At 68.3% G+C, this 21,816-nt stretch carries 20 protein-coding genes; 11 read left to right on the top strand and 9 right to left on the bottom strand.

Annotation, left to right across the window (positions count from 1 at the left end; translation table 11 throughout):
* Positions 1 to 111 precede the first annotated feature (111 nt).
* Complete coding sequence (locus O3I_RS46165; protein ID WP_014989056.1) at positions 112 to 963, top strand: hypothetical protein; 852 nt, start codon at positions 112 to 114, stop codon at positions 961 to 963.
* A gap of 162 nt (positions 964 to 1,125) precedes the next feature.
* On the opposite strand, the gene O3I_RS41435 is transcribed toward O3I_RS46165, so the two are convergent.
* A complete protein-coding gene (locus O3I_RS41435) occupies positions 1,126 to 2,058 on the bottom strand; it encodes an NAD-dependent epimerase/dehydratase family protein (protein ID WP_014989057.1) in 933 nt (310 codons plus the stop codon).
* Between the two features lie 47 nt (positions 2,059 to 2,105).
* Positions 2,106 to 2,903 carry an MBL fold metallo-hydrolase gene (locus O3I_RS41440; RefSeq protein WP_014989058.1) on the bottom strand — a complete coding sequence of 266 codons (798 nt, stop codon included), beginning with the start codon at positions 2,901 to 2,903 and terminating at the stop codon, positions 2,106 to 2,108.
* 46 nt (positions 2,904 to 2,949) lie between these two features.
* On the opposite strand from O3I_RS41440, the gene O3I_RS41445 reads away from it, so the two are divergent.
* A complete protein-coding gene (locus tag O3I_RS41445) occupies positions 2,950 to 3,402 on the top strand; it encodes a MerR family transcriptional regulator (RefSeq protein ID WP_014989059.1) in 453 nt (150 codons plus the stop codon).
* Between the two features lies 1 nt (position 3,403).
* On the opposite strand, the gene O3I_RS41450 is transcribed toward O3I_RS41445, so the two are convergent.
* The 4 genes from O3I_RS41450 to O3I_RS41465 are packed head-to-tail and all read right to left on the bottom strand — an operon-like array spanning position 3,404 to position 9,225.
* Complete coding sequence (locus O3I_RS41450) at positions 3,404 to 4,252, bottom strand: hypothetical protein (RefSeq protein ID WP_014989060.1); 849 nt, start codon at positions 4,250 to 4,252, stop codon at positions 3,404 to 3,406.
* A gap of 50 nt (positions 4,253 to 4,302) precedes the next feature.
* Entirely contained in the window at positions 4,303 to 6,783 is a 2,481-nt protein-coding gene (locus O3I_RS41455) for a phosphoribosyltransferase (RefSeq protein WP_014989061.1), read from the bottom strand.
* Positions 6,780 to 7,994: an HpcH/HpaI aldolase/citrate lyase family protein gene (locus O3I_RS41460; protein ID WP_014989062.1), complete on the bottom strand. Its 1,215-nt coding sequence runs from the start codon at positions 7,992 to 7,994 to the stop codon at positions 6,780 to 6,782. The genes O3I_RS41455 and O3I_RS41460 overlap by 4 nt, the downstream gene beginning before the upstream one ends.
* Positions 7,995 to 8,007: 13 nt before the next feature.
* Entirely contained in the window at positions 8,008 to 9,225 is a 1,218-nt protein-coding gene (locus O3I_RS41465) for a hypothetical protein (protein ID WP_014989063.1), read from the bottom strand.
* Positions 9,226 to 9,370: 145 nt separating this feature from the next.
* Between O3I_RS41465 and O3I_RS41470 the strand changes: the two genes are divergently transcribed.
* From O3I_RS41470 to O3I_RS41480, 3 genes are all read left to right on the top strand, one after another.
* Positions 9,371 to 9,946, top strand: coding sequence for a TerD family protein (locus tag O3I_RS41470; RefSeq protein ID WP_014989064.1), 576 nt, complete (start codon positions 9,371 to 9,373; stop codon positions 9,944 to 9,946).
* A 209-nt stretch (positions 9,947 to 10,155) separates the two neighbouring features.
* The gene (locus O3I_RS41475) at positions 10,156 to 11,256 is read left to right on the top strand and encodes a DUF475 domain-containing protein (RefSeq protein WP_014989065.1); all 1,101 of its coding nucleotides are present in this window, start codon (positions 10,156 to 10,158) and stop codon (positions 11,254 to 11,256) included.
* A gap of 92 nt (positions 11,257 to 11,348) precedes the next feature.
* Positions 11,349 to 11,972: a TerD family protein gene (locus tag O3I_RS41480; RefSeq protein ID WP_014989066.1), complete on the top strand. Its 624-nt coding sequence runs from the start codon at positions 11,349 to 11,351 to the stop codon at positions 11,970 to 11,972.
* Between the two features lies 1 nt (position 11,973).
* Here O3I_RS41480 and O3I_RS41485 read toward each other — a convergent pair whose 3' ends face one another.
* Positions 11,974 to 12,873, bottom strand: a complete 900-nt coding sequence (locus tag O3I_RS41485; protein WP_237748215.1) for a DMT family transporter — start codon at positions 12,871 to 12,873, stop codon at positions 11,974 to 11,976.
* Positions 12,874 to 12,956: 83 nt separating this feature from the next.
* On the opposite strand from O3I_RS41485, the gene O3I_RS41490 reads away from it, so the two are divergent.
* Complete coding sequence (locus O3I_RS41490; RefSeq protein WP_014989068.1) at positions 12,957 to 13,490, top strand: CGNR zinc finger domain-containing protein; 534 nt, start codon at positions 12,957 to 12,959, stop codon at positions 13,488 to 13,490.
* 112 nt (positions 13,491 to 13,602) lie between these two features.
* Entirely contained in the window at positions 13,603 to 14,319 is a 717-nt protein-coding gene (locus tag O3I_RS41495) for an alpha/beta fold hydrolase (protein ID WP_014989069.1), read from the top strand.
* Between the two features lie 36 nt (positions 14,320 to 14,355).
* Here O3I_RS41495 and O3I_RS43265 read toward each other — a convergent pair whose 3' ends face one another.
* Complete coding sequence (locus O3I_RS43265; RefSeq protein WP_237748439.1) at positions 14,356 to 17,697, bottom strand: BTAD domain-containing putative transcriptional regulator; 3,342 nt, start codon at positions 17,695 to 17,697, stop codon at positions 14,356 to 14,358.
* A 224-nt stretch (positions 17,698 to 17,921) separates the two neighbouring features.
* Positions 17,922 to 19,319, bottom strand: a complete 1,398-nt coding sequence (locus tag O3I_RS41505) for a glycosyltransferase family 87 protein (protein ID WP_051067100.1) — start codon at positions 19,317 to 19,319, stop codon at positions 17,922 to 17,924.
* Between the two features lie 170 nt (positions 19,320 to 19,489).
* On the opposite strand from O3I_RS41505, the gene rpsF reads away from it, so the two are divergent.
* From rpsF to rplI, 4 genes are all read left to right on the top strand, one after another.
* Positions 19,490 to 19,777: a 30S ribosomal protein S6 gene (rpsF, locus tag O3I_RS41510; protein WP_014989072.1), complete on the top strand. Its 288-nt coding sequence runs from the start codon at positions 19,490 to 19,492 to the stop codon at positions 19,775 to 19,777.
* Positions 19,778 to 19,866: 89 nt separating this feature from the next.
* Complete coding sequence (locus O3I_RS41515) at positions 19,867 to 20,412, top strand: single-stranded DNA-binding protein (RefSeq protein WP_014989073.1); 546 nt, start codon at positions 19,867 to 19,869, stop codon at positions 20,410 to 20,412.
* 58 nt (positions 20,413 to 20,470) lie between these two features.
* Entirely contained in the window at positions 20,471 to 20,722 is a 252-nt protein-coding gene (gene rpsR / locus O3I_RS41520) for a 30S ribosomal protein S18 (RefSeq protein WP_014989074.1), read from the top strand.
* Between the two features lie 17 nt (positions 20,723 to 20,739).
* Positions 20,740 to 21,192, top strand: a complete 453-nt coding sequence (gene rplI, locus O3I_RS41525) for a 50S ribosomal protein L9 (protein WP_014989075.1) — start codon at positions 20,740 to 20,742, stop codon at positions 21,190 to 21,192.
* Positions 21,193 to 21,816 lie beyond the last annotated feature (624 nt).

Here is a 21,816-nt window from a genome sequence, read left to right on the forward strand (position 1 = left end):
GGCCGGCGGCCCGGAGGAGGGCGGATCCTCCGCCGGGTCGTTCGTTCGGAGGATCCGGGGGGCCGCCGCGCCCGATTAGTTTTCCGGCAGGACTATTGCCGGGAGGCCACCATGAGCGTCGGGTTGCTGATCGCCGTCTTCGTCGGCGTGCTCGTGCTGATCGTGAAGCGGTTCGCCGGGGAGCCGGTGGACGCGCGGGACACCTTCCTCACGCCGTTGATCCTGGTCGGCATCGGCGGCTACAGCGTCGTCCACGTCGACGGGCTCGACGGCACCGATATCGGGTGGCTGGTGCTCGGGGCGGTGATCGGCATCGCGTTCGGCGCGGTGCGCGGTACCACCACCGTCCTGTTCGAACGCGACGGCTACCTGTGGCAGCGGTATACGGTCAAAACCCTTGCCGTATGGGGTGTCTCGACCGTCGCGGGCTTCGGGGTCAGCGCGCTCGGCAGCGTCATGGGCATGCATCCGGAGGCCCGGCCGATCACGCTGTCGATCGGCGTCGGCATGCTCGGCGAGATGCTCACCCTCGGCCTGCGCGCGCTGGCCACCGGCGTCCCCTTCGCCCCCGCCAAGCCCACCGACGGGTGGTCCGACAGCGCTGGCGCACAAGGCAACTCACCGGCCCTCGACCGTTTCCTCCGCAACCTCGGACACCCGGGCTCGGCCCAACCGCGCGAAAGTCGCTCCCACCAGCAGCAGTGGTCTGAGCGCATCCCGCAATACCGCCACCCGTCCGAGCCGGGGAACCACCAGTCCGGACCGGACGACATTCGACAGGACCGCCCGCGGAGGTCAGACGACACCCGACCCGACCGTTTCCCGCCGTACCCCGAGCAGGAGAACCACCAGTCCAGACCGGACGCCGTTCGGCAGGACCGCCCGACCGGGCCAGCACCCCGCCTCGACCACTCCCCCACTTTCCGCGACGGCGTCGACTGGCTACGCACCCGCCGCCGTTGAGCAGCAGTGCCGAACTCCCGCACCCCGCCTGACTTTTCGCACCCGCAGCGGCTGGCCAGAACGGGTGCGCGGAGTCAGACGAGGTGCGTGCCGTCCGGGGGTCCGTGCGAGCAGAGGAGGTCCGTGCCACCAGAGGGAGGTGCGGGTGGCCGGGGGTGTGGCTCAGGGTGGGGTGGGGCGCGCGGACCAGGCGTCGCGGAGGATGGTCGGGATTGCGGAGTGGGTTGGGGTCCAGCCGAGTTCGCGGTGGGCCCGGGTGCTGTCGCTGACCAAGCGGGGTGGCTCCGGTTGGGCCGATCGGTGTTCGACGGGGATGGGCCGACCGGTCTCCTCGTGCGCCGCGGCGATCAATTCGCCGACGCTGGTGCCGGTTTCGCTGCCGATGTTGTATGTCTGGCAGGGTGCCGGTGCGTCCCGCTCGACCGCTGCCGCGAAAGCCCTTGCGGCGTCGTGAATATGGACGTAGTCGCGGACGGCGGAACCGTCACCGTTGACGGTCAGCACCGGAGTCTCCCCCGCCGCGGTGGCGAGGATGCGCGGGATGATCCTGGTGGGGTCGCGATCGTCGCCGCCCGCGATGTTGAACAGGCGCAGGATGATCGCGTCGAGGGCACCGGTGGCAGCCTGGGCGGCGATCACCGATTCGGCGGCGTGTTTGCTCGCCGCGTAGGGATGGGACGGGCGGTCCGGCAGATCTTCGGACATCGGCTGTACCTCAGGAGCCCCGTAAATTGCAGCGGTGGAGGCGAATACCAGCTTTCGCGCCCCGCACTCGGCCATCGCCCGCAGCAGCGCGACGGTGCCGCCCACGTTGACCTCGAAGTAGCCGAGCGGGTCGGCGAACGATTCGCGAACCCGGGTGCGCCCGGCCAGATGGCAGACGACGTCCATGTCCCGGACGGCCGCGACGAGCGCAGCGGTGTCGCGCAGGTCGGCGGGGCGCACCGGCACCGCCGGCGGCACACCCGCCACCCCCAGCGGCACACCCGCGCGCTCGCGCCGGACCATCCCGACCACCTCGTGCCCACCGGTCCGCAACGCGGCGACCACCGCCCCGCCCAGGTAGCCGTTCGCCCCCGTCACCAGAACCCGCACACTTCTCCTCTCGACCACTGGATGGTGCCAGGTCGAGACGGCGGCGGTCAGTGGTAACCGCTGAACTCCCACGGGTCGTGGGCGCTGAACACCGAGACCTCGTCCCCGTGGTCGCGGACGAGTTCGCGCAACCGCGCCCGGGTGCCGACGCGCAGGTCGTGATGCACCTCCGAGCTGGTCTGCACCACGTCCATTACCGGGTGCGGGTGATAGGGCTGGGTCAACTCGCGGTGATAGTAGTAGGCGTCGCCGCAATGCAGCAGCCACCGATCGCCCTCGCGCACAGCCACTCCGGTGTGCCCGGCCGTGTGCCCGCCGAGCGGGACGAGCTTGAAATCCGACGGCAAACCCGTCAACGGCGTTGCGCGAAAACCGAACCAGTCATCGTCGCCATCCGGGTGATAGGTGACCCAATCGGGTCCGTGCGCCCAATGTGCTTCGCGGTACCGGAAATTCGGTCCTTCCGCCTGTGCCGCCGCCAGCTCGGCGGCGAGCACGTGCACCTTCGCCTGCGGAAAGTCGGGCAGACCACCGCAGTGGTCCACGTCGAGGTGGGTGAGGATGATGTGCTGGACGTCGGCGGGCGCGTAGCCGAGGCGGGCGACCTGCCGGATCGCGGTCTCTGCCGGGTCGAGCAGCGGCTGGGCCATGGCCACCCAGTCCGCGCCGAGCGTGCCTTCCGGGTCGCGGACGTTGTCGAGGCCGAGCCCGGTCTCGACGAGAACCAGTCCGTCCGAATCGGTTTCGACCAGCAGGCAGTGGTTGACCGCGGGTGCGGCCTGCGGTCCCGCGTACGTCGCGTCGATCTGCCGCAGGGATCCGCAATTCAGGTGGTGAATCTTCATGACGAGTAGTGTTCAACTTGAAGCGCGCTTCAAGTCAAGGAGAACCATGGCCGATAATCTGCTGGACATCGCCGAGGTGGCAGACCGCTGCGGCCTCGCGCCCTCCGCGCTGCGGTTCTACGAGCAACGCGGCCTGATCGAGTCCACGGGGCGCAACGGCCTGCGCCGGACCTACCATCCGGACGTGCTCGGCCGCCTCGCGATGATCATCTGCGCACGCGAGGCGGGCTTCACCCTCGCCGAGATCACCCGATTCACCCGCGCCACCCCCGGCGATACCGATATCCGGGCGAACATGGCGCAGAAGGCCCGCGATCTGGAGGACGACATCGCCCGGCTCCTCCGCATGCGCGACGGTCTGCGCCACGCCGCCACCTGCACGCACGAGGTGCTGGTGGACTGCCCGGAATTCAAACGCACCCTGGCGAATCCGGCCCCACGCCCCGCCCGGACGCGGAAGTCATCGAGCACAGCACGACGCCGTTCCGGGGCGGCCTGACTCAGTCCTGCTGCTGCGGTGAGCCTTTGATGAACCAGTTGATGATCTCCTCACCCGCGAGGATGCCGGTGGCCCGGGTGATCGTGAGATTCGGATGGGTCCAGTTGAGATGTTCGAGTTCGCCGTGCCTCGGGCGGATGGCGTAGTCGGCCGCGCGCAGCATCTCGGCATCCAGCGCACCGTCACCGGCGGCGAAAGTCCTCGACTCGGTGGCCAATTCGCCCGACTCGAGCAGCCTGCGGCGCACCTCGGCGACCGCGTGACTCTTGCAGACCACGTGCGGCATCGTGTAGATCTTGCGACCCTGCTGCGAGGCGGACCAGCCCCGGGGGCGGCACCATTCGTCCCACTCCGCGAGGAAGCCCTCAGGCACTTCCTTCGGGCGGACCACCAGGTAGCAGAACAGATCGTCGGCGACGCGGAACTTCGACACCCACGAATCGCCGATGCGGGCGCGGAGTTCGGTGGTGATCTCGGACAGGGTCGCACCGCCCGCGCGCACTTTGGCGTCGATATCGATGCGCCAGCGCAGATCGGGCACGCCGTCGACCAGAATGTTGCCGCCGTTGCTGGTGATGGCGTAACGCCAAGGCGCGCCGGGCAATTGGATGCGATTGAACTGTTTGATGGTGCGGGTGGTGGTCGGCACGACCGCGGCCGGCTGGGTGAGGGTCTGCATGCGCAGGGCGGCGGCGGTCGTCATGAACGACAGCGGGGCGCCCTCTAGGTGTTCCACGCACACCGTCGGCACCTCGGGGTGCGCGTTGAACGCGTTGCGCGAGTAGATCATCGTCCGGTCCAGGTCGGTGGCGACCAGCGTGTGTCTTCGTAGTCGACCCAACTCCATCATGCACCCAGCTCCATTATCCAGTCGGTTCCATCATCATCTGAGCTGCTCGGTCACGACTGCACGTCCTTGATCAGCCCCATGCACGAGTACGCCAGGCCGGGCACCACCTCGACCGGCACCCCGCGCGCGGCGGCCAGCAACCGGATGTGCGCGTGTTCGGGTGCGTCGGCCTCGCGCACCAGCACCCGCCACGGCAGCCGGCGCAGCAGCACCCGGGTGGTCTCGCCCACCCCCGGCTTCACGAAATTGACGCTGGCGATGCCGTATTCGGCCCGCACCTGCTCGACCGACGCCCACCCGGTCCAGGTGGGCGTGCGCGCGCCGGCGCGGACCGCGGCGACCGCGCCGGGCACCCGGTCGCGGACCGCGTCGAACGCGGCCGCCACGGTGTCCAGCAACCGGTTCGACACGTCGTCGCCGGCCAGTTCGCGATAGAACTTGGCGCCGTGGAACTCGCTGGGCCCGATCAGCTCGTCGTTCAGTACGGTGCGCGAGATCAGGCCGGAGACCGTCGAATTGAGGCAGGCGGAGGCGATGAGGAAATCGTCCCGGGTGCCGTAGGTGCGCACACAGTGGCCGGGGTCGGCGAGCACGGCGAGTTCGTCGTTGAAGCGCGCGCCACCCGCCGCGTGGTAGGCGTCGAGCGCCTCGGTCAGCTCGTGCGTGATCGCACCCTTGCCGGTCCAACCGTCCACGAACACGATGGAGGACGGATCATGGTGCGCCGCAAGATAATCCAGCGCCACCGCGTCGATACCGCGACCGCGCACGATCGAGACGGCATAGTGCGGCACGTCCAGGGACGGCAGGCCGGCGGCCCGCCCGGAACGCAGCCAGCGCCGCATCAGGATGCCGATGGGCGTCCCCGCCCGGGCGAGCGAGACCAGCACGATATCGTCGCCGCGTTCGGCCACCACCAGTTCCGCGACCGTCGCGACCGCGAGCGCCAGTCGCTCGGCGCTGTCGGCGAGCACCTCGTCGAACAGCGCGCGATAGGTGGCGTCGGGCTGGTATTCGATCGGCAGCGATTCCGCGTAGTGCGCCACCCCGGCCTGAATCCGCCGTTCCCGTTCCACGACATCGGCTTCCAGGTCGACGGCGGAGAGATCCTTCAGCAGCCAGCACACCTCGTCGGCCGGGTACGAACCGAATTCCGGGCCGTACAGCGGCGTCGGGAGTCCGGCCGCGGCGGCCGCCGTGCCGGTACGCAACTCGGCCCGCGCCGCATCCAGCGCCCGCGGGTCCGCGCCGGGCAGCACCGCGACCACGACGTCGGCGCCGGAGGCGGTCAGCACATCCACCAGACCACCGTCGGCGACCAGCTCGTCGGTATCGGCGGGCGGATCGATGACGACCAGCAGCACCGGATCGGCGTCGCTGCCGTCGTCCCACTGCGCGTTGTACAGATACCGCGGCGCTTCCCGGTCGGATTCCGGTGCGGTGAACCGGAATCCGCGCCGGAGCGGATACCCCGGTTCGTCCAGCACATACGCGGGCGAACGGGTGGTCGTTTGGTATCGCACCGGCGTGCCCGCGTCGGCGAGTTCCGCAGCCAGTCGCAGCGGCAGATACATCAGCTCCTCGTGCCCGAGCACGATGACCGGCCGCTCCGGGAACTGCGCACCGAGCCGAGCACGCAACCGGTCCGTGGCTGTCGCGAGGGCCGCGTCGAAGGCAGCGAGGTCGGCGCGCAGCACGCCGTGCCGACCGCCCTCGGGCACCGCGGCGGGCCAGGGCAATTCGAGCCGGGTGAACGAGCCGCGCTGTGCGGCAATCGGATTGAGCGTGGCTTCGGGAAGTTCGGCGACCGCGTCCACCAGTCCCGCGGGCAGCACGGTCTGTCCCGAGGCCAGGCATACGGTGTCGATCCGCACGCCGATATCGGCGGCCGCTTTCTCGAACGCGGCACGGTCGGCCTCGACTCGCATATCCACCAGCGAGGCGAGCACATAGTGCGAACGCGGCGAAAAGGCGTGCAGTGCCCGAATCGCGTCGAGTGCCGTAGCGCCCGTGGATATTTCGTCGTCGACCAGAACCAAGGGCAGGTCGTTGACAAAAATATCGGCGGGCACCGGCTGCAGTTGATGCGAAGTGGCGTGCGAATGTCCTTCTTCGAAACCGGTGAGTGTGTCGGCTTCGGCGACATCACGCCGGGTCGAATGCAGATAACCGACGGCCCCGATCCGCGCCGCGACACAGTGGCCCAGTCCCGTTGCGGTTTCGGCGAAGCCGAGCACCAGCGCGTCCCGCCCATCGAGCAGTTCCCGCACGAGATCGCCCAGCCGGTTACCGCCCTCGAGCACCACGCGGGGATCGGTGGGCAGATGTTTCCCGAGCACGGTGGAGACGAGCAGGTGTGCGCGGCGCTTGTTGCCCCGCCGCAGCCCGGGCTGGATCAGCGCAGCGATGTCCAACGCCGCGGGCAGCACCCCGACCGGGGCGGTGCCGAACGATTCCGCGTGTTCCAGCTGGATGCCGAGATTCTTTGTAGCCCAGGGAGTTTCGATAATTTCGAGGGAGGCGCCACTCATACCTTCACCAACGCGGTCAGCAGATCCACGAACGACACTCCCTTGTTGGCCACGCCGAACACCCTGGCGCGCAGCAAGGTCTGCCGGGCCCAGCTGCGATGCGGCCGCATCTCGTTCATCTTGTTCCGGTAGCCCGAGGCCGCGACCCCGCCGACATCGACCTGCAAGATGTCCAGCGCGTCGGAGTACTCCTCGTGCGTCACCACCGACAGGGCGTGCACCGCCGCCACATGCGACGGATGGATCACCGTCTTGCCCTGGATGCCGTTGGCCCGGTCCAGCGTGATCTCCCGCAGCAGGCCGTCCAGGTCCCGGCTGACCAGGTACTGCCGGAACGGCACCGCGTCGGATTCCTCGAACGGCGCGGTGCGCAGCAGCGGCCGGAACATGCGCTCGTGGTCGGCGAAGTACTCCCAGACCGGGCCGGTGATGACGAAGCCGGTGCCGTCCGCGCGGCCCAGATAGTTCACGATGTCGCCGATGACGTCGGCGACCACCCGCACGTCGTAGATGGTCAGGTCGCGGTCACGCCGGATGCCGAAGGTCGAGCACATATCGGTGGCGCCGACCCGCACGGCCAGCACCCGATCGCGATGCGCGCCGAGCAGTTCCGCGATCCGGGTCAGCTCCTGATCCCGGGTCTGCCGGTGCACCAGGCCCGCCGATTCGAGCACCGGCATCCCGTAGATCGGCCGATCCAGTCGCCGCACCGCGGCGCTCAACGCCTCCAGATAACGCGGACCCGTCGTGCTGTCGAACTTCGGGAAGACGAATCCGGTCAGCACCGAGGCGCCGGCGTCCAGCTGCTCGACGATCTCGGTGATGGTGTCCGCGTCGCGCACCCGGACGAACAGCAGCGGATTCGAATCCCCGTTGTGCGCCAGCGCATCCAGGGTGCGAACCGTCTGCGACTTGGCCAGTTCGACCTCGTGATCGGCGACCGCGTCCTCGAGATCGATCACCATCGAGCACACACCGCGTTCGGCGCGTTTGCTGATGGTCAGCGCGAGGTCCGGCCGGGTCGCCGGCGCGTAGAGGGTCGCGCCGAGCGCGACCGCCAGTAATTCCCGATCGGTGTGGTCGTCGCCGAACGGCTCGGGCTCCCGGTGGAAAAGACTCCGTGCGTCCGGACCGTGCAGCTGCCGAAAGTGGCGCAGCGGCATTCGCTTCCGCAGGGAAACTTCCCGCTGGACGGCGATGCCTGCGGTCATCGTTGGTCCATCCTCATTCTCGTCGTGGTCCTGCTTGTTTTCTCATTCGATCTACCACCCCGGCTATGAAATCCATGACGGTATCCAGCTCCGTCACATACGCCCAGTAATCGGGGTGCCGCCCCGACAGGCTCTCGCTGATTCGATCGATCCGTACGGCCTGCGCGTCGAGCACAGAACCCCATTCCGGGACGAGCTCGCGACTCACCGCGAGCATTTGCGCGTCCCGCAGCCGAAATCGTACGGCCTTGGCCTTCTCTTGCGGGTCGGACCGGACTTCCCGCAGCAAAGTCAGCCGTTTCGTGACGGCGTCGACCTGCTGCTCGGCCTCCGTGAGATACCCGCGGGCGGACGTGGTCAGATCAAGTGCAATCTCCGGGTTGTTCTCCGCCGCTGCCGCACGCGCCCGGGCCAGGGCATCGTCCGCGGCCTCGATGGCTCGCTGGCTTTCCCGCTCATTGTCAGCCAAGTCTGCCGAACTCGCAGCATTGAATTCGCGCAGCAGGGCCGAATAGGCCGGGCCGAGCCCCTCGGCCCTGGTCCGGGCGGCGGCCAGCCGGGTGGTCACCGAGGCGACCGCGGTTTTCGCCGCGGCGGCCCGAGAGGGGGCCTGCGCCAACGCTTCTGCCAATGCCTTGGTGGTCGCCTCCAGCCGGTTCGCGGCATCCCGCACCGTGCCCGCCGGAGCCCCCGGACCTGCGGCTTCGAGTGTGACAAGGGCCTCATCCACGGCTTGGGCGCGTTGCCGTACCGAGGGATAGTTCGCGAACTCGGATTCGGCCGCCTGCCCGCGCACGCCCGCCGCGCTGATCTTCACCTGCTGGGCCAGCTGCGGCACCGTGCCGAGCACCGCGACCGCCTGCTCGAGCTGGGCCTGGTTGGCGCGATAGAACTCGTCGACCGCACGGGCCGCCTCGACCAGCTGCCTGGTCACGGTGTCGGCCTGCGCCTGCCCCTGTGGCATCGGGGTCGCATCGCGTTCGACCTGCTCGAGCTGCTCGGTCAGGGCCAGATACGCGCCCGACGCGTCGTAGCAGCGGCTGCGCACCGGCTCCCAGCGCGCGGCCAGGCGCCGCTCCGGGAACACCTGCTCGGACGCGTGCACCGCCGCCTCGGCCGCGCTCTGCCGTCTGTCCATGTCGAGGAACGCCGACGCCAGCGACTGCCGCGCCTGCTCGATCCATTCGCTGTTCCCGGCTGAGCGGAACCATCCGCGCCTACGGCCTACCACGCCCCGATCTTAGAGATCTCCTCTGTTCACCGGGGGTTCTGCGGGTTCCTACGCAAGTTCGCGGAAACCTACTACTGTCGTAAGGCGTACCCGGCGATTCGGACATGCTGGGAACCAATGACGGACTATTGAAAGGGAATCCCGCATGGGTGTCAGTTTGTCCAAGGGCGGCAATGTCTCGCTGACCAAGGCGGCGCCTAACCTCACCGCCGTCGCAGTCGGCCTAGGGTGGGATGTGCGGACCACCACCGGTACCGACTTCGACCTGGACGCGAGCGCGATCGCGACCGGCGCGGACAAGAAGGTGCTCTCCGACCAGCACTTCGTGTTCTTCAACAACCTGAAGTCCCCCGAGGGCGCGATCGAGCACGCCGGTGACAACACCACCGGTGAGGGCGAGGGCGACGACGAGGTCATCAACGTCGACCTGGCGAACACCCCGCCGACCATCGAAAGCATCTTCTTCCCGGTCTCGATCTACGACGCCGAGACCCGGCAGCAGTCGTTCGGTCAGGTCCGCAACGCGTACATCCGCGTCGTCGACCGCAGCAACAACAACGAACTCGCCCGCTACGACCTCACCGAGGACGCCTCGACCGAGACCGCCATGGTGTTCGGCGAGCTGTACCGTAACGGGGCGGAGTGGAAGTTCCGCGCCATCGGCCAGGGCTACGCCTCCGGCCTCGCGGGCATCGCCCGTGATTACGGCGTGAACGTCTAGGAATAATCCGCGGTTGCAGGGGGCCCGGCGACGGGCCCCCTCGTCGTGCGCTCAGGCTTGTCCGATTTGTCGGGAACGCTGACGGGCGCAGCACCGTTGGACAAGCGAGGGTTCTCCGGCCACGCTGGTACCGGCGGCGCCATCTCGGCTACATCAGATAAAGCGATCGGACGGCAGACGTCCGGCCGACGCAAACGAAAGGTCCCCGCGTGGTCCTGCGAATTTTCGGCATGTCCATCATCGTGACGGTGCTGTCGCTCGTCGTGGCGTTCCTGTACGGCGGACCCACGGCCCTGGCACTCGCCGCCATCCTCGGCATCCTCGAAGTGTCGCTCTCCTTCGACAACGCTGTCATCAACGCGACAGTGCTCGAGCGGATGAGCGCGTTCTGGCAACGGATCTTCCTCACCATCGGCGTGCTGATCGCCGTGTTCGGCATGCGCCTGGTCTTCCCGCTGGCGATCGTGTGGATCACCGCGGGCCTGGATCCGGTGAAGGCCCTGGATCTGGCGCTGAACCCGCCCGCGGGCGACGCGGCCTACTTCCCGAACGGCGATCCCAGCTACGAAACCCTGCTCACCGACGCGCATCCGCAGATCGCCTCGTTCGGTGGCATGTTCCTGCTGCTGCTGTTCCTGAACTTCATCTTCGAGAAGCGCGACGTCACCTGGCTGTCCTGGCTGGAGCGCCCGCTCGCCCAGCTCGGCAAGCTCGACATGCTCTCGGTGGTCGTCGCGAGCATCGGCCTGATCCTCACCGCGGAACTGGTCGCGGCCGAGGACGACCGGTCCACGGTGCTGCTCGCCGGCCTGCTCGGCATGGTCACCTACATCGTGGTGGACGGGCTCGGCTCGATGTTCCACACCGAGGAGCACACCGGCGACGGACCGTCGGAGCTGGTCAAGGCCACCGGTAAGGCCGGGTTCTTCCTGTTCCTCTACCTCGAGGTGCTCGACGCGTCGTTCTCCTTCGACGGCGTGATCGGCGCGTTCGCCATCACCTCCGATCCGATCATCATCGCGCTCGGCCTCGGCCTGATCGGCGCCATGTTCGTCCGCTCGATCACCGTCTACCTGGTGCGCAAGGGCACGCTGGCCGAGTACGTGTACCTGGAGCACGGTGCGCACTGGGCGATCGGCGCGCTGGCGGTCATCCTGTTCGTCTCCATCGGTGTGCACATCAACGAACTCATCACCGGCATGGTCGGTATCGCGTTCATCGGTGCGGCATTCGTCAGCAGCGTGCTGCGCAACCGGCGGGAGAACGACAAAGAAGTCGACAGCGAACGAGAGCCGACCCCGGTAGGCTGATTTTCGGCAGGCAGCCGAAAGACTCGTGCGGCAGCGGCCCCTCCTGTGGGAGGACCGCTGCCGTTCCCATTTCTTCCGAGGGGGATCGCGCCATGGCGACCGACAGCAACGCCGGTGGGGTCAACCTGTCCAAGGTGACCCTGTCCAAGGCCACACCCAGCATCAACCTCACCAAACCCGGTGAGCAGCAAGGCGCCATGCGGGTGAACCTGAACTGGTCGGCCGGCTCGAAGGGTTTCTTCCGCCGGTCCAAGCCCGTCGACCTCGACCTCGGCTGCCTCTACGAATTGGCCAATGGCAACAAGGGCGTGGTGCAGGCGGTCGGCGGCAACTTCGGCTCGCTCGACGCCGAGCCCTACATCCAGCTCGACGGTGACGACCGCAGCGGCACCGCCGCCGGCGGCGAGAACATGCACATCAATCTCGCTCGTCCCGAACTGTTTCGGCGCATCCTGATCTTCGCGTTCATCTACGAGGGCGTACCGAATTGGGCGGCCGCCGACGGCGTGGTGACCCTGTACCCGACCTCCGGTCCGCAGATCGAGGTCCGGCTCGACTCCCCCGTCGACGGCGCCCGCTCGTGCGCGATCGCCCTGCTGCAGAACCAGGGCAACGGCATCACCGTGCATCGCGAGGTGCACTACATCAACGGCGCCCAGCAGCAGATCGACGAGGCCTACCGCTGGGGCATGAACTGGCATCGAGCCAGCAAGTAGCTCAGCGCGCCACGAGCACGGGGCGCGGCACCGGTGACCGCGCCGCGGCGGGTTTGCGCGACGCGAACACCAAGCCGAGCAGCCCGACGCCCAGGCCGGCAAAGGTCAACGGCCGCACCGGCTGATCGATCAGTACCCAGGCGAGCACCGCGGTGACCGCGGGCGTGGCGAAGAACAACCGGCCGACCCTGGTGGCGTCCCAGTACCGCAGCATCGCGTTCAGCAGCAGGAACGCGGCCATCGAGTTGACCAGCACCATCCAGGTGAGCGCTCCGGCGAAGGCGGGCACATCCCACACCTCGAGCTGACCGGTCAGCATGGCCAGCACACCGGCGATCGGCGCGCTCACGAGCACGTGCACCGCCGTCGACGCCCGCGGATCGACCTCGGGGACGAATCGCTTCTGATACACCGTGCCGATGCTCAGGCCGAGCAGGCCGAGCACGCACAGCAGCAGGCCGATCAGCGAGAAGCTCGATTGGTCGAAGACGGCCAGCCCGACGCCGGCCCCGCCGATCCCGAAGCCGAACCATTGCCGCGCCGAGACACTTTCGCCGAGCACCCCGGCGAACAGCGCGATGACCACCGGATTCAACCCCTGGACCAGCGCGATGACCGCGGCGGGCACGTGCTCGTTCATCGCGGTGTAGAAGGCGCCGAACTGCACCGCCTGCATGAGCAGCCCGGCGACGGCGACGTGGCGCAATTGCCTGCCGCGCGGCCAGGTGGCATGTACCGCAACGGCATACGCCGCGAGCAGCAGGCCCGCGACAGCGAAGCGAGCGAACAGCACCGTCATCGGCGGCGCCGCGCCGACCCCGATGATTCCGGCGATGAAGGCGCTGCTCCACAGCACGACGAACAACGGTTGCACCGCCACCGACAGGAATCGAGTTCGCACGTACCCTCCCGAGCTAACCACCTTGGATGGTTACTACCGTGACAGCTCGCTGAATAACCTGTCAAGGTGGTTACCATGAGAGGGTGTTCACCTTCGTCAGCGGCAACCTCGCCCTGGACTTCGCGGGCACGGTCAAGGCCCGCAGCACCACATTCGACGACAGCCTCCGTACCCCGGCCGACCTTGCCGACTGGTTCCGCGCCGCCGAACTGCTCGACCGGGTATCCGACTGCGACGCCGCCACCTTCGAGCAGGCCGTGCGGTTGCGCGAGGCCGCGTACCGGATGGCCGTGGCCAAAGCGCACGGCGAAACCTTCGCCGACCCGGACCGCCGGCTCGTCAACGAGCTCGCCAAAGGCGAAATCCCCATGCTCAGCCTGCGACCCGACGGCACACTGCGCCGGTCCGGCCCGCCCGCGACCGCACTCGCCGCGATCGCCCGTGCCGCGATCGAGCTGCTCGGTAGCCCGGCCACGGTGAAGGAATGCGGCCGCGACGCGTGCACCCGCCTCTACGTGGACGCCTCCCGCGGCGGCACCCGCCGCTGGTGCGATATGACCATTTGCGGCAACCGCGCCAAGAGCGCCGCCTTCCGTGCGCGGCAGGCCCCGGAATGAAGCCCTGAGCAGCGCATTCGGTAAGTGTTCAGCTCACGTTGATTCGGCTCTGGATGCTGGAGCCGTCGCGCCTGCCGGGCGCGGCGATCCGATGTGAACTGGAGGAAACCGAATGACCACCACCCCGAACGTGCTGCTCGTGCACGGCGCCTGGGCCGACGGCTCCGCCTGGAGCAAGGTGATCGAGCGCCTGCACGACCGGGGTCTGCGCACCGTGCTCGCCAGCCAGCTGCCGCTGCGCGGCTTCGCCGCGGACGTCGCCACGGTCACCCGTGACCTGGACACCCTGACCGGGCCGACGCTGCTGGTCGGCCATTCCTACGGCGGCGCCGTGATCAGCCAAGCGGGTGCGGGTCGCTCGGATGTCAGCGGGCTGGTGTTCATCGCCGCCTTCACCCCGGACGCCGGGCAGTCCGCGTTCCAGCTCAACCAGGAATTCGGCCAGGACCTGGCCAGCGGCGCCGACCTGGTGAACATCGGATCGGCCGAGACGCCGGACCTGATCATCGCCCGCGACCGCTACCACGCCGACTTCGCGGCCGACGCCGACCCGCGCGAGGCCGCCGTGCTCGCCGCCACCCAGAAGCCGACTTCGGTTCTGTCCCTTGCCGGTTCGGGCACCGCGACACCCGCGTGGCAGACGCTGCGGCACAACACCTGGTACCAGATCTCCGAGCTGGACCAGATGATCCACCCCGACCTCGAGACCAAGATGGCCTATCAGGTGGCCACCGAGGATCACATCGTGTCGCTGGCGACCAGCCACGCCTCGATGATCACCCAACCGGACGCGATCGCCGATCTCATCGTGCGGGCCGCCGCCGGGTGAGCCGGACCCGCCGGTCAGTCGGCGGCGGACGCGGGCTCAGGTGTCGATCAAGGCGAGATACCTTGTCGTGCCCATGCTTTCAGCCAGAGCCCGCGCCTCCCGATACAGTTCGGTAGCAGCTTCGGGCCGGGTCGCGGCGAGTTCGAGCAGCGCCGGGACCAACTCGACCGGTGAGTCGTAGCGGCGCAGCTGCTCGACCGCCCGGCTCAGCAGGTCCGCGTCGACGCCACCGGGGGCCGCCGCGGCCATCGCGCGCAGCGCCCGGCCGAGCGTCCCGGGAGTGTTCCACCGTTGCGCGAGTTCGTACTCCGCGGCCGCGAGCTCCGCGGCCCGGGCCTGCTCGCCGAGCCCGACCAGTTCCAGTGCAGCGGAACTGCGCCACGGAATATGCGCCGGATTACTGATGCCCACCGCGCCGACCCGGCGGCCGCAATCCAGGTAGTGCGCCACCGCTTGGCGCGAATCCCCTTGTGCCGCACAGAGCATGCCCTTGACGTGGAGGACGACCGTCCACTCCCAGGTCTCCGGATTCGCCTGCTCGGCGACGCTGTCTAGCCAGCGCTGCGCCTCGTCGAGCCGGCCGAGACCCAGCAGCGCGTGCGCGTATTGGGCGACCAACGCCAGTGGCGGACGGATGGATTCGTCGTCGAGCACCCCGACGGTCGGCGCGAGTACCCGCAGCGCCGGGCGGTACTCGCCGCAGCGCAGCAGTACCTCCGAGTGCAGGATCAGGCGATAGACATCGATGGTGCCGAAGTGGTGCTCCCGGGGTTGCGCGCTGAGCTGTTTCGCCAGCGCCAGATCGCCCGACCACATCGACAGGTGCGCGAGCAGCCCGACCAGTTGCTGCGGCAACGCCGCCCAGCCCCGGGCCGGATCCGCCTCGGCGGGGAACCGGGCCAGCGTTTCGCGCGCGGAGTACCGGACACCGAAAGCGTCATCCCAGGTGAGCACCGCCGTACTGATCTGATCGGCCGCTCCCGCCGCGCGCAGCCCCGCGACGAATCCCCGCCAGCTCGCGGCGGTCAACCCGGCGACCGCCCAGGCGGCGGCGCGAATATCCTGTGCCGCCACAGGGTCTCGCTGTTCGGTCTCCGCCAGCACCTCGTCGAGCAACGTCATCGCGGCCGCCGCATGCCAGCGGGTCGACATGGTCCAGGTCAGCGGGATGAGCGCGCTCGGCGCGACGCCGCGTTCGCGCTGGCTGTGCAACGCCTCCTCCAGGTGTGCGCGCGCCGCCGCCGGATTGGTCCACAGCTCCAACTGGCCGAGGCGCACCAGGATGTCGTCGCGCCCGGCGGGCGCGGTGATCCGCAACGCGGCCGCCAATTGCCGTACCGCGTCCGGAATCAGCCCCTGGCGCAGGCATTCCTCCGCGGCGTCGAGCAGCACCACGGTCCAGCGCGCGTACTTCGCGCCGACCAGATCGTGCAGGATGGCGGCGACCTGCCTGGCCGAATACCCGGCGCTGCGCGCCTGTTCGGCCGCGGCGATCCGGAACCGGTCGGCGTCCTCGCGCCGGCACAGCCAGCGAATCGTGTTGCCGATCAACGGATGCTGGAATACCGGCGGCGATACCGCCGCGAGAACGCCGGTGGCGGCGAGTAATTCGCAGCGATGCCGCACCTCGCTCACCGGTTCGGCGCACGCGGCGGCGAGGATCTCGAGGCTCGGCCCGACCTCCTGCAACACGGCGAGCGCACGCAGCATGACCACACCGCGCGGCGCGTAACGACCGAGCAGTCGGCTGATCGAGCGCGAATAACAGCCTTCGGGCAGGAATTCCGGGATCCGGCCGGGGTCGCGCATGGCCAGCAGATCCGCGATCAGCGCGCCCGCCAGCAGCGGAATGCCCGCCGTCGCCCGCTGGATATCGGCGGCCAGCCCCGGTGGGCAGAGCATGCCGGTGCGCTGTTCGTACAGGCCCTCGATCGCGGGGACGCTCAACCCACTCAGTCGCAGAATCGCGACAGCCGGCGGTTCCAGCCGCCCGTGCAGCGCGAGCACCGCGGGTTCCCAGGCACGTTCGTCCAGTGCGAGAACCAACAGCACCGGCATGCGGCGCAACCGGGGTGCCGCCGCGGCCAGCACGCGCGCGGACCGCTCGTCCATCAGGTCGGCGCCGTCCACCGCGACGACCAGCGGTGTCACCGCACCGGAAGCTTCGACCAGACTGGCGCACAGCACTTCTGCCGCATGAGCGTCGGTCACGGCGGGCTCGAGCGCGGTCTCCGCCAGCTCGGCGATCAACCCCAACGGCGGCGCGACATCCCACGGCGGCGTCAGATCGATCCGCCGCACCCCGGCGAATCGCCGCGCCACCTCGTCGAGCAACTGCGACTTCCCGAACCCGGGCAGCCCCGAAATCACCAGCAGCCCACCGCTGCCCGCCGCCGCCCGCTCGACCCACGCCCCGATCTGCGCCAACTCCCTCGCCCGCTCGAACACCACGGGTGCCGCGGGTGCCGGCCACAGGGTGGCGACGATGCCGAAGTGCTCTGCCGTGCCGGTGCGCGGCGAGTTGGACTCGACCGCCCCCGGTGGCCGAGAGAATTCGGATGTTCTTGTGCCGGAAAGGATTTGCTCGTGCAGCTGGCGTAGTTCCGGGCCCGGTTCGACGCCGAGTTGATCCACCAGCAGGTTGCGGGTTTCCCGGTAGACATCCAGTGCTTCGGACTGGCTGCCGCGCGCATACAGTGCCCGCATCAGCACGGCGCGCGGGCGCTCGCGCAACGGATGTTCGGCGGTGAGCACGCGCAGCCGATCGATCACCTCGTCCGAACGCCCCAGTGCCACAGCGATATCCAGGCTGTCCTCCACCACGGCGAGCCGCCGCTCGGCGAGCGCCACCCGCTGCCGCTGCGCGAAGGGGCCGGGCAGCCCGGTCAGCGGTTCACCGGCGTAGAGCGCGAGTGCGCGCGTGTAGCGATCTTCGGCGCCTACCAGGTCGCCCGCTTCGCGCGCCCGGCTCGCCTCCCCGACCAGTCGGTCGAAAACGCCGAGGTCGAGCTGTTCGTCATCGATCCGCAGCTGGTAGCCACCGTGGCCGGACAGCAGCACAGTCGGCGGGGTGCGCGGCGGACGATCGGGCTCGAGCACGCGACGCAGCGCGGACACATAGGTCTGGATCACGCCGACGCCGCTGGCCGGCGGTACACCGTCGTACAGCGCCGCGAGCAGGCTGTCCGCCGAAACCCATTGCCGGCGCCGGAAAGCCAGCACACTCAACACCGCCCGGCGCTGCGGCGGGCCCAGCGGCAGGACTTGGTCCCCGCGGTGCGCTTCGACTCCGTTGAGCAGCGTCAATCGAACGACGGATGGCGGGTGCGCGCCCGTGTCCACCTGGTCCATCCGTACTTCACCGTCCCGCTCCACCACCAACCCGACCAGAGTAAGCGGGCCAGCACCGTTTCACTTGGTGGTGGTCCGCGGGTGCGCAGCGCCCGCGCTACCGGGCCGCGACCGTCATGGAGCAGGCGTGCATCGTCCGAGCTGGGTATTTGGCAAGCTGCAGGCAATCGACAGGTGGTCAACGCCGCGTTGTGCAGCAAGCCGACCGGTGACGCACTTCGCAGTGCAACCCGCCGACCGCGCCCGAACGCTCAGGCCGGGATCAATTCACCGGGCGCGAACCGCGGCACCGGCGGCTGAACCGGACGGAAGCCCCGAGGCACCGCGCGCAGGAAAAGGAAGAACAACGCGACCAGCAGTACGGCCCGGCCCCACACCCCGAACTGGACGACCTTCTCCATCGTCTCGTAGGGACGACCGGAACCCAGCGCATAGAAGTATCGGAACACGCCGACGCCGACGGCCGCGTCGGCCACCAGGTACGCCCCGATCAGCGACCACGGCACCTCGAGCAGCACCAGGAACGGCACCAGCCACAGTGTGTACTGCGGCGAATGCACCTTGTGGAACAGCAGGAACGCGCACAGCATCGCGCCGCTCACCGCGACCCACGGGAACATGCCCGTCCCGAGATACCGCTTCCAGCCCAGCCACATCGCCAGCGCGAACGCCGCGAGCACCAGCGTCGGCGACGCGAACGACACGACCTCCTGGAACACCGCCTCGCCGGCGGTGTCGTGCTCGAACAACGGCCGAAGTCCCCAGTACCAAATGGAATTCGTGGTGATGTCGGCCTGCCGCAACTGCTGGAAGGTGATCGACGCCCGCCAGCCCTCGTATCCGGCGACGGCGAACGGCAGGTTCACCACGACCACGGTGGCGACAGCCGCGGCGGCGGTCAGCAGCGCACCGCGCACGTCCAGACCGCGCGTTCGCATGCCCGGATCGTCGCGGGCTCGTTCGACCCCGCCGGTCAGCACGTACGCCATCAGCGGCAGCACGAAAATCCCCGGATAGAGCTTGAAACAGAAGCCGAGTCCGAGCAGGATCGCGGCCAGAATTCCCCTGGTGCGCAACGAGTACCGGGTCAGCGTCGCCATCACGTAGACCGCGGCGACCGCGGTGCAGACCACCGGCAGTTCCCAGTTGTGGAAGGCATAGAGCACCAGCGGCGGTCCGGCCGCCCAGAGCAGTGCCGCCCGCCCGGCGAGCCGGGCCAGCATCCACGCGGTCAGCAACGCGAACGGCGCGAGCAGCAGCGCCGAATGCCGCAGGAAGTCGGCATCGTTGTGCGCGCCGATCGCACCGAGCCAGATCACGGTGCCGCTGAGCACCGGATATTCCACCGCGCCGCCGACCAGGGCGCCGTCGCCGGTGATACCGCCGTTGATATAGGGAAAGACGTGCTCGTTGATATCGCGGCCGAGCCAGAGGAACTGGATGTCCGAATAACAGACCTCGGCATCCTTGCGGGTCTCGAAGACCGCACTGCGCCCGTCCGCCTGGAACGGCGCGCCCGCGCACCGCGCCTTGTTCGCGTACGCGAGCGCCAGCGTGAGCCCGCACAGCACGAGCACGAACGCCGCCAACACCGCGCGCCGGCGCACCCGGCGCGCGATCAGGTCGCTGACGGCGAGTCCGGTCGGCATGAGCACCACCCTAAGTGGATCGATACCGCTGTGCCCGCGTTCCCTCGCCGACGAGATCGATTTCAGTGCGAAAGGGCTGTTCATGTAGCCTTGTCGGGTTGCTGACGCAACGACCCTCCTGCCACGGAGAGCCCGTGGCCGTTTCCTAGTCCACAGGAGGTGATTGGTCCGTGCGTCATTACGAAGTGATGGTTATCCTCGATCCCAGTCTGGACGAGCGCACCGTTGGTCCGTCTCTCGAGACGATGCTCAACGTGGTTCGTACCGAGGGCGGCAAGGTCGACAAGGTCGATATCTGGGGCCGGCGCCGGCTCGCCTACGAGATCGCCAAGCAGGCCGAGGGCATCTACGCGGTGGTCGATCTGACCGCGGAGCCCGCGACCGTGAGCGAACTCGACCGCCAGCTCGGCCTGAACGAGTCGGTGCTGCGCACCAAGGTTCTGCGCCACGACAAGTAGGCCCGCAACCCTCGATTGCGTCGGGGCCTGTCTCTAGGCTCTAGCGCAACAGCGAGACGCGGACTGCGTACCCGAGCAGGAGGAACCACATGGCAGGCGACACGGTCATCACCGTCATCGGAAACTTGACGGCCGACCCCGAGCTTCGATTCACGCCCGCGGGAGCGGCGGTGGCGAACTTCACCGTCGCGTCGACACCCCGCGTGTTCGACCGTAATTCGAACGAATGGAAAGACGGCGAGGCGCTCTTCCTGCGCTGCAACATCTGGCGCGAAGCTGCCGAAAATGTCGCCGAAAGCCTGACCCGCGGTTCCCGAGTCATCGTGAGCGGCCGGCTCAAGCAGCGCTCCTACGAAACCCGCGAGGGTGAGAAGCGCACGGTCGTCGAGCTCGAGGTCGACGAGGTCGGTCCCTCGCTGCGCTACGCCACCGCGAAGGTCAACAAGACCAGCCGCGGCGGCGGTGGCGGCGGCTTCGGCGGCGGCAGTGGTTCCGGCGGCGGAGGCAACTTCGCGCCGGCCAACTCAGGTGGTGGCGGTGGGCGTTCCGGCGGTGCCGAGGACGACCCTTGGGGCAGTGCGCCCGCGGCAGGCTCCTTCGGGGGCGGCCGCATGGATGACGAACCGCCGTTCTGACAACGGCTTTCATAGGTCCACCCCGCGTGGACCATCACTGATAACGGAGTAAAAGACCATGCCTAAAGCGCCCGCGCGCGAAAAGGTGCTCAAGAAGAAGGCTTGCGCGTTCTGCAAAGAAGCCAAGTCCGGAATCGTCAACATCGACTACAAGGACACGGCGCTGCTGCGTAAGTACGTCAGCGATCGCGGCAAGATCCGCGCCCGCCGCGTCACCGGCAACTGCGTGCAGCACCAGCGTGATATCGCGGTTGCCGTCAAGAACTCGCGTGAGGTCGCTCTGCTGCCTTACGTGTCGACGGCTCGCTGAGTAAGGGAGGCACGCAAATGAAGTTGATTCTGACTGCAGACGTGGACAACCTCGGTGCGCCCGGCGACACCGTTGAGGTCAAGGACGGCTACGGCCGCAATTTCCTGCTGCCCCGCGGCCTGGCCATCGTGGCCAGCCGTGGCGCCGAGAAGCAGGTCGCGGGCATTCGCCGGGCGCAGGATGCCCGCCGGGTGCGCGACCTCGATCACGCCAACGAGCTGAAGCAGGCCATCGAGGGCCTGGAGTCGGTCTCGCTGTCGGTGAAGACGGCCGGCACCGGCAAGCTGTTCGGCTCGGTGACCCAGTCCGACGTCGCCTCGGCCATCAAGTCGGCCGGCGGTCCCGTGGTCGACAAGCGCAGCATCGAGCTGCCGAAGTCGCACATCAAGACGGTCGGCAAGCACGTCGTCGTGGTGCACCTGCACCCCGACGTGGTGGCCAAGTTCGACCTGCAGGTCGCTGCCAGCTGATTCGAGCAAGTCCCGAAGACCACTCCCGCGTTCGGCGCGGGGGTGGTCTTCGCTGTGCGACGTCGGCCACTTCTAGCGGTAGCTAATTATTAGCTCTCCTCGCAGTCCTGCCAGACGGAACATTCTCGGCCGATCATCGCTGGTCATCGCGGTGCCGAGCAGATCCCCTGTGGATGACCGGAGAAACCGACCGGTGGCAATGTGATTCAGCTCATATCGGCCACCCTGGCCGTTACCTCAACACGCCCGGCCGTTCAACTTCCCCGACACGCCGCGACTTTGTTCATCCACACGTGGATAAGCCGGGAAATCCGGGTCTATCTGCGGCTTCCCCCGCGATGACCTGGGTTTTCCCCAAGTTGTCCACAGGGGGTACACATCGTTGGGTGAACAGTCCCCAACTTATCCACAGGTGTGTGCACATTCTGGTTTGATGGCCGCTTGTTGGACGCCTAGGTTCGTCGCTACAGCCCGTACAAACAGTCCCCCATGTCCGGAATCAGTGGATATCAAGACGGTAGCTGGCACCCGCGGCGGCATTCGCCGACGCAGCGGCGCCGGCCCGCTGCGCTGCCACCTCCGCGTGGGAGCCGGACAGTGGACCGAATCATCAATATGGTGAGC

It is taken from the genome of Nocardia brasiliensis ATCC 700358 (genome assembly GCF_000250675.2).
Classification (GTDB): Bacteria; Actinomycetota; Actinomycetes; order Mycobacteriales; family Mycobacteriaceae; genus Nocardia; species Nocardia brasiliensis_B.

What these genes read in the sequence shown, in the direction of transcription:
- O3I_RS46165 (WP_014989056.1), top strand. Translation starts at nt 112, where the DNA reads ATGAGCGTCGGGTTGCTGATCGCCGTCTTCGTCGGCGTGCTCGTGCTG.
- O3I_RS41440 (WP_014989058.1), bottom strand. Translation starts at nt 2,903, where the DNA reads ATGAAGATTCACCACCTGAATTGCGGATCCCTGCGGCAGATCGACGCG.
- O3I_RS41445 (WP_014989059.1), top strand. Translation starts at nt 2,950, where the DNA reads ATGGCCGATAATCTGCTGGACATCGCCGAGGTGGCAGACCGCTGCGGC.
- O3I_RS41450 (WP_014989060.1), bottom strand. Translation starts at nt 4,252, where the DNA reads ATGATGGAGTTGGGTCGACTACGAAGACACACGCTGGTCGCCACCGAC.
- O3I_RS41455 (WP_014989061.1), bottom strand. Translation starts at nt 6,783, where the DNA reads ATGAGTGGCGCCTCCCTCGAAATTATCGAAACTCCCTGGGCTACAAAG.
- O3I_RS41460 (WP_014989062.1), bottom strand. Translation starts at nt 7,994, where the DNA reads ATGACCGCAGGCATCGCCGTCCAGCGGGAAGTTTCCCTGCGGAAGCGA.
- O3I_RS41470 (WP_014989064.1), top strand. Translation starts at nt 9,371, where the DNA reads ATGGGTGTCAGTTTGTCCAAGGGCGGCAATGTCTCGCTGACCAAGGCG.
- O3I_RS41480 (WP_014989066.1), top strand. Translation starts at nt 11,349, where the DNA reads ATGGCGACCGACAGCAACGCCGGTGGGGTCAACCTGTCCAAGGTGACC.
- O3I_RS41495 (WP_014989069.1), top strand. Translation starts at nt 13,603, where the DNA reads ATGACCACCACCCCGAACGTGCTGCTCGTGCACGGCGCCTGGGCCGAC.
- O3I_RS41505 (WP_051067100.1), bottom strand. Translation starts at nt 19,319, where the DNA reads ATGCCGACCGGACTCGCCGTCAGCGACCTGATCGCGCGCCGGGTGCGC.
- O3I_RS41515 (WP_014989073.1), top strand. Translation starts at nt 19,867, where the DNA reads ATGGCAGGCGACACGGTCATCACCGTCATCGGAAACTTGACGGCCGAC.
- rpsR (WP_014989074.1), top strand. Translation starts at nt 20,471, where the DNA reads ATGCCTAAAGCGCCCGCGCGCGAAAAGGTGCTCAAGAAGAAGGCTTGC.
- rplI (WP_014989075.1), top strand. Translation starts at nt 20,740, where the DNA reads ATGAAGTTGATTCTGACTGCAGACGTGGACAACCTCGGTGCGCCCGGC.